This is a genomic window from Streptomyces sp. NPDC056373 (assembly GCF_042262425.1).
Classification (GTDB): Bacteria; Actinomycetota; Actinomycetes; order Streptomycetales; family Streptomycetaceae; genus Streptomyces.
The window spans coordinates 1-5,021 of sequence record NZ_JBHJPX010000041.1; the positions used below are offsets into that span (position 1 = coordinate 1).

Annotated in this window: 5 protein-coding genes; 3 read left to right on the forward strand and 2 right to left on the reverse strand. The window is 68.7% G+C overall.

The window, feature by feature from the left end; all coding sequences use genetic code 11:
- Positions 1 to 116: 116 nt before the first annotated feature.
- Positions 117 to 671, reverse strand: a complete 555-nt coding sequence (locus ACFCXS_RS39265; protein WP_376648133.1) for a hypothetical protein — start codon at positions 669 to 671, stop codon at positions 117 to 119.
- A gap of 112 nt (positions 672 to 783) precedes the next feature.
- Positions 784 to 1,023 (reverse strand): hypothetical protein, encoded by a 240-nt coding sequence (locus tag ACFCXS_RS39270; RefSeq protein ID WP_361873942.1) that lies wholly within the window; start codon positions 1,021 to 1,023, stop codon positions 784 to 786.
- Between the two features lie 176 nt (positions 1,024 to 1,199).
- On the opposite strand from ACFCXS_RS39270, the gene thyX reads away from it, so the two are divergent.
- The 3 genes from thyX (at position 1,200) to ACFCXS_RS39285 (ending at position 4,893) form a co-directional block, all read left to right on the forward strand.
- Positions 1,200 to 1,940, forward strand: coding sequence for an FAD-dependent thymidylate synthase (gene thyX / locus ACFCXS_RS39275; RefSeq protein WP_376648134.1), 741 nt, complete (start codon positions 1,200 to 1,202; stop codon positions 1,938 to 1,940).
- A 212-nt stretch (positions 1,941 to 2,152) separates the two neighbouring features.
- Positions 2,153 to 3,052, forward strand: coding sequence for a 4-hydroxy-tetrahydrodipicolinate synthase (gene dapA, locus ACFCXS_RS39280; RefSeq protein ID WP_104789166.1), 900 nt, complete (start codon positions 2,153 to 2,155; stop codon positions 3,050 to 3,052).
- 155 nt (positions 3,053 to 3,207) lie between these two features.
- Complete coding sequence (locus ACFCXS_RS39285; RefSeq protein ID WP_361121729.1) at positions 3,208 to 4,893, forward strand: ribonuclease J; 1,686 nt, start codon at positions 3,208 to 3,210, stop codon at positions 4,891 to 4,893.
- The last annotated feature ends 128 nt before the right edge of the window (positions 4,894 to 5,021 follow it).

Here is a 5,021-nt window from a genome sequence, read left to right on the forward strand (position 1 = left end):
GACAGATGTACGGTTCAGCCGCGCGAAGTGTCCGTATTGCGGCATTTAGAGAAGTTCATCTAGCCTGATCAAACGGGTCCGGCACTGCTTGAACCTGAGACACGAGGCTTCAGAGGTCAGCGTGGGCCGTAGTCCTCGGCCCACGCCTCGACCGAGTCGGCCGCCCGGTCGAAGGCCTCCGCACGCCCCAGGAAGTCCGCGTTGTGCGTCGTCATCAGGGGCGGCAGACCGCCCGCCTCCCGGCCCCGCAGCCCGAGCAGCAGCGCCTGCCCCTGAACGGTCCGGGGCAGCCCCAGCCAGCGCACCGGCTGCTGCACCGTACGCACCGATACGACCTGCTCCCAGGACGCCGTGCGCGTCGTGAGGAACCCCACGTGCCGCAGCCCGCGTGCGCTGACCCACACGCCCACCCGCAGCAGCCGCAGCGCCGCGGCGATGACGAGCAGCGCCAGGCCGAAGACCAGGGCCGCCGAGGCGAGTTGGGCCGTCACGGCGATGATGACCGCCGCGAACAGCACGAACGAGGCGACCAGCAGCGCGAGCGCTGCCACCACGACGCGCCACGGCCCGGGCCGGTACGGACGCCGCCAGTGGTCACGGTCTTCGTGGGGCAGCGGAACGTCGTCCGCCGCCTCGAAAACGCGGTCGGCCGTCAGAAAGGGCAGGGGCACGGCTGGTCCTCACTCGATCCATGCGTGGGCTGTGCCCGGTGAGGCTACCGATCTGTGTCCCCGGTCACCACTGGCGGGGGGCCGGATGGAGTCACCGCCGGCCCGGCGCGCTTCAGCGCCTGTCGGACGCCTGCGACTGCTGAGGCTGATCAGCCGTCTTGTCGGGCGTCAGCGCGGGCGTCCCGATGACCAGGGACCCCACGAGCCCCGCCACGATGGTGAGCCCCAGCAGCCAGCGTCCGGCCATCTGACCGACGGACGACCGCTCGCGCGGCGGGGGAGTGACATTGCTGCGGAACCTGTCGGCCTCGGCGACGAAGGCAAACGGTACGGGTTCACGCCGACCGAACATCAGGGGTACGTCTCCTTCAAGGGTGGAACGGATCACTTTCGTCTGTAGAGACGAACGAACTCCCTCAGAGGTGCCCTGTTTCACCGACTTCATTGCGGCACGGCACCGATCGCGCCGAATCGGCCGGGCCGTAGAGTGGCGTCGCCACACGACGAGATGGGAAGGCCCTGCCAACCGTGACCGACACCCCCGCCGACGACCTCAAACCCAGCTACCGCAGCGACGTCACCGTCGAGCTGGTCAAGCACACCGCGTCCGACGCGGACGTCCTCTTCGCGGCCCGGGTCTCGACCCTGGGCGAGCAGTCCCTGGACGAGCTGAAGAAGGACCCCGAGCGTTCCAGGGGCCTGATCAACTACCTGATGCGGGACCGGCACGGCAGCCCCTTCGAGCACAACTCGATGACCTTCCTCATCAGCGCCCCGATCTTCGTCTTCCGGGAGTTCATGCGGCACCGCGTCGGCTGGTCGTACAACGAGGAGAGCGGCCGCTACCGCGAGCTGCAGCCCGTCTTCTACGTCCCCGACGAGTCCCGCAAGCTGGTCCAGGAGGGCCGCCCGGGCAAGTACGTCTTCGTCGAGGGCACCCAGGCCCAGCAGGAACTGGTCGGCCGTGTGATGGAGGACTCGTACCGGCAGGCGTACGAGTCCTACCAGGAGATGCTCGCCGCCGGTGTCGCCCGCGAGGTCGCCCGCTCGGTCCTGCCGGTCGGCCTGTACTCGTCGATGTACGCCACCTGCAACGCCCGCTCGCTGATGCACTTCCTCGGTCTGCGCACCCAGCACGAGCTGGCGAAGGTCCCGTCCTTCCCGCAGCGCGAGATCGAGATGGTCGGCGAGAAGATGGAGGCCGAGTGGTCCCAGCTCATGCCGCTCACCTACGCCGCCTTCAACGCCAACGGACGCGTGGCGCCCTGACGCGTCCCGGTTTTCCCGATCGAGGACAGATGTACGGTTCAGCCGCGCGAAGTGTCCGTATTGCGGCATTTAGAGAAGTTCATCTAGCCTGATCAAACGGGTCCGGCACTGCTTGAACCCCCGAGCAGGCAGTGCCGGGCTCCACCTTTGTCACGACTTGTCGCCTGCCCCATGGGCAGACCCGGTCCTGAGCAACGAGTAGCGTGTAACCCATGGCTCCGACCTCGACTCCGCAGACCCCCTTCGGGCGGGTCCTCACCGCCATGGTCACGCCCTTCACGGCGGACGGCGCACTCGACCTCGACGGCGCGCAGCGGCTCGCCGCCCACCTGGTGGACGCAGGCAACGACGGCCTGGTCATCAACGGCACCACCGGCGAGTCCCCGACCACCAGCGACGCGGAGAAAGCGGATCTCGTACGGGCGGTCCTGGAGGCGGTCGGCGACCGCGCCCACGTGGTGGCCGGAGTCGGCACCAACGACACCCACCACAGCATGGAACTCGCCCGGGCTGCGGAGCGCACCGGCGCGCACGGCCTGCTCGTCGTGACCCCGTACTACAACAAGCCGCCGCAGGAAGGCCTCTACCGGCACTTCACGGCGGTCGCGGACACCACCGGCCTTCCGGTGATGCTCTACGACATCCCCGGCCGCAGCGGCGTCCCGATCAGCACCGAGACGCTCGTCCGCCTCGCCGAGCACCCGCGCATCGTCGCCAACAAGGACGCCAAGGGCGACCTCGGCCGCGCCAGCTGGGCCATCGCCCGCTCCGGCCTCGCCTGGTACTCCGGCGACGACATGCTGAACCTGCCCCTGCTCTCGGTCGGCGCGGTCGGGTTCGTCTCGGTCGTCGGGCACGTCGTCACCCCCGAGCTGCGCGCCCTGGTCGAGGCGTACACCTCGGGTGACGTCCAGAAGGCCACCGAGATCCACCAGCAGCTGCTCGCCGTCTACACGGGTATGTTCCGCACCCAGGGCGTGATGACGACCAAGGCGGCGCTCGCCCTGCAGGGGCTGCCTGCCGGGCCGCTGCGCGCTCCCATGGTCGAATGCGCGCCCGAGGAGATCGAGCAACTCAAGATCGATCTTGCTGCCGGCGGGGTACAGCTCTGACAACAGACTTCGCGCAGATCCCCGCGCAACTGCTTCACAACTGAATAAGCGGGCCACCGGTGCCCGCGCACCCCACACAGACAACTGCTTCTGCACGAACGTCACGCGCGCCACGTGCCCCACCGGTACGTGGCGTGCGTGGTGAGGAGAGTCTTTTGAGTCATCCGCATCCCGAACTTCGCACGCCCCCGCCGCTCCCCGAAGGCGGCCTGCGTGTCACCCCGCTCGGCGGTCTGGGCGAAATCGGCCGGAACATGACGGTCTTCGAATTCGGCGGCCGCCTGCTGATCGTCGACTGCGGTGTGCTCTTCCCCGAGGAGGAGCAGCCCGGAATCGACCTGATCCTGCCGGACTTCTCGTCCATCAGGGACCGCCTCGACGACATCGAGGGCATCGTGCTCACGCACGGCCACGAGGACCACATCGGCGGTGTCCCCTTCCTCCTGCGCGAGAAGCCGGACATCCCGCTGATCGGCTCCAAGCTGACCCTCGCCCTCATCGAGGCCAAGCTCCAGGAGCACCGCATCCGCCCCTACACCCTCGAGGTGGCCGAAGGGCACCGTGAGCGCATCGGCCCCTTCGACTGCGAGTTCATCGCGGTCAACCACTCCATCCCGGACGCACTGGCCGTGGCCATCCGCACGCCTGCGGGCATGGCGGTCCACACCGGCGACTTCAAGATGGACCAGCTCCCGCTGGACAGCCGCCTCACGGACCTCCACGCGTTCGCGCGCCTGAGCGAGGAGGGCATCGACCTCCTCCTCTCGGACTCGACCAACGCCGAGGTGCCGGGGTTCGTCCCGCCCGAGCGGGAGATCTCCAACGTCCTGCGCCAGGTCTTCGCCGGCGCCCGCAAGCGCATCATCGTCGCGAGCTTCGCCAGCCATGTGCACCGCATCCAGCAGATCCTGGACGCGGCGCACGAGTACGGCCGCCGCGTCGCCTTCGTCGGCCGTTCCATGGTCCGCAACATGGGCATCGCCCGGGACCTCGGCTATCTGAGGGTGCCCCCGGGCCTGGTCGTGGACGTCAAGACCCTCGACGACCTCCCGGACAGCGAGGTGGTCCTGGTCTGCACGGGCTCCCAGGGCGAGCCGATGGCGGCCCTGTCCCGCATGGCCAACCGCGACCACCAGATCCGCATCGTCCAGGGCGACACGGTGATCCTGGCGTCGTCCCTGATCCCAGGCAACGAGAACGCGGTCTACCGCGTGATCAACGGCCTCACCCGCTGGGGCGCCAACGTGGTCCACAAGGGCAACGCCAAGGTTCACGTCTCCGGCCACGCGTCGGCGGGCGAGCTGTTGTACTTCTACAACATCTGCCGCCCGAAGAACCTGATGCCGGTGCACGGCGAGTGGCGCCACCTGCGGGCCAACGCCGAGCTGGGCGCTCTGACCGGCGTCCCGCACGACCGCATCGTCATCGCTGAGGACGGCGTCGCCGTCGACCTCATCGAGGGCAAGGCGAAGATCTCCGGCAAGGTCCAGGCGGGATACGTCTACGTCGACGGCCTCTCGGTCGGTGACGTGGGCGAGCCGGCTCTGAAGGACCGCAAGATCCTCGGCGACGAGGGCATCATCTCGGTCTTCGTGGTCATCGACTCGTCCACCGGGAAGATCACCGGCGGCCCGCACATCCAGGCCCGCGGCTCCGGCATCGAGGACTCCGCTTTCGGCGACGTGGCCCCCAGGATCACGGAAGTGCTCGAACGCTCCGCCCAGGACGGCGTGGTGGAGCCACACCAGCTCCAGCAGCTCGTGCGCCGCACGCTGGGCAAGTGGGTCTCGGACACCTACCGGCGCCGGCCGATGATCCTGCCTGTGGTGGTGGAGGTCTGACGACCCGTCGGGCCTGAGCCCGAGCCAACTGGGAGCGGGGGGGGGGGCGGGGAGGAGAACGCGGCCCCCCCCCCCATGATGTAATACGACAAAACCGCCGGCCCCACCGACCCCAAAACCCAGGAGAC

Excerpts from the sequence above, each read along its gene's own strand:
- ACFCXS_RS39270 (WP_361873942.1), bottom strand. The coding sequence starts at position 1,023 with ATGTTCGGTCGGCGTGAACCCGTACCGTTTGCCTTCGTCGCCGAGGCC.
- dapA (WP_104789166.1), top strand. The coding sequence starts at position 2,153 with ATGGCTCCGACCTCGACTCCGCAGACCCCCTTCGGGCGGGTCCTCACC.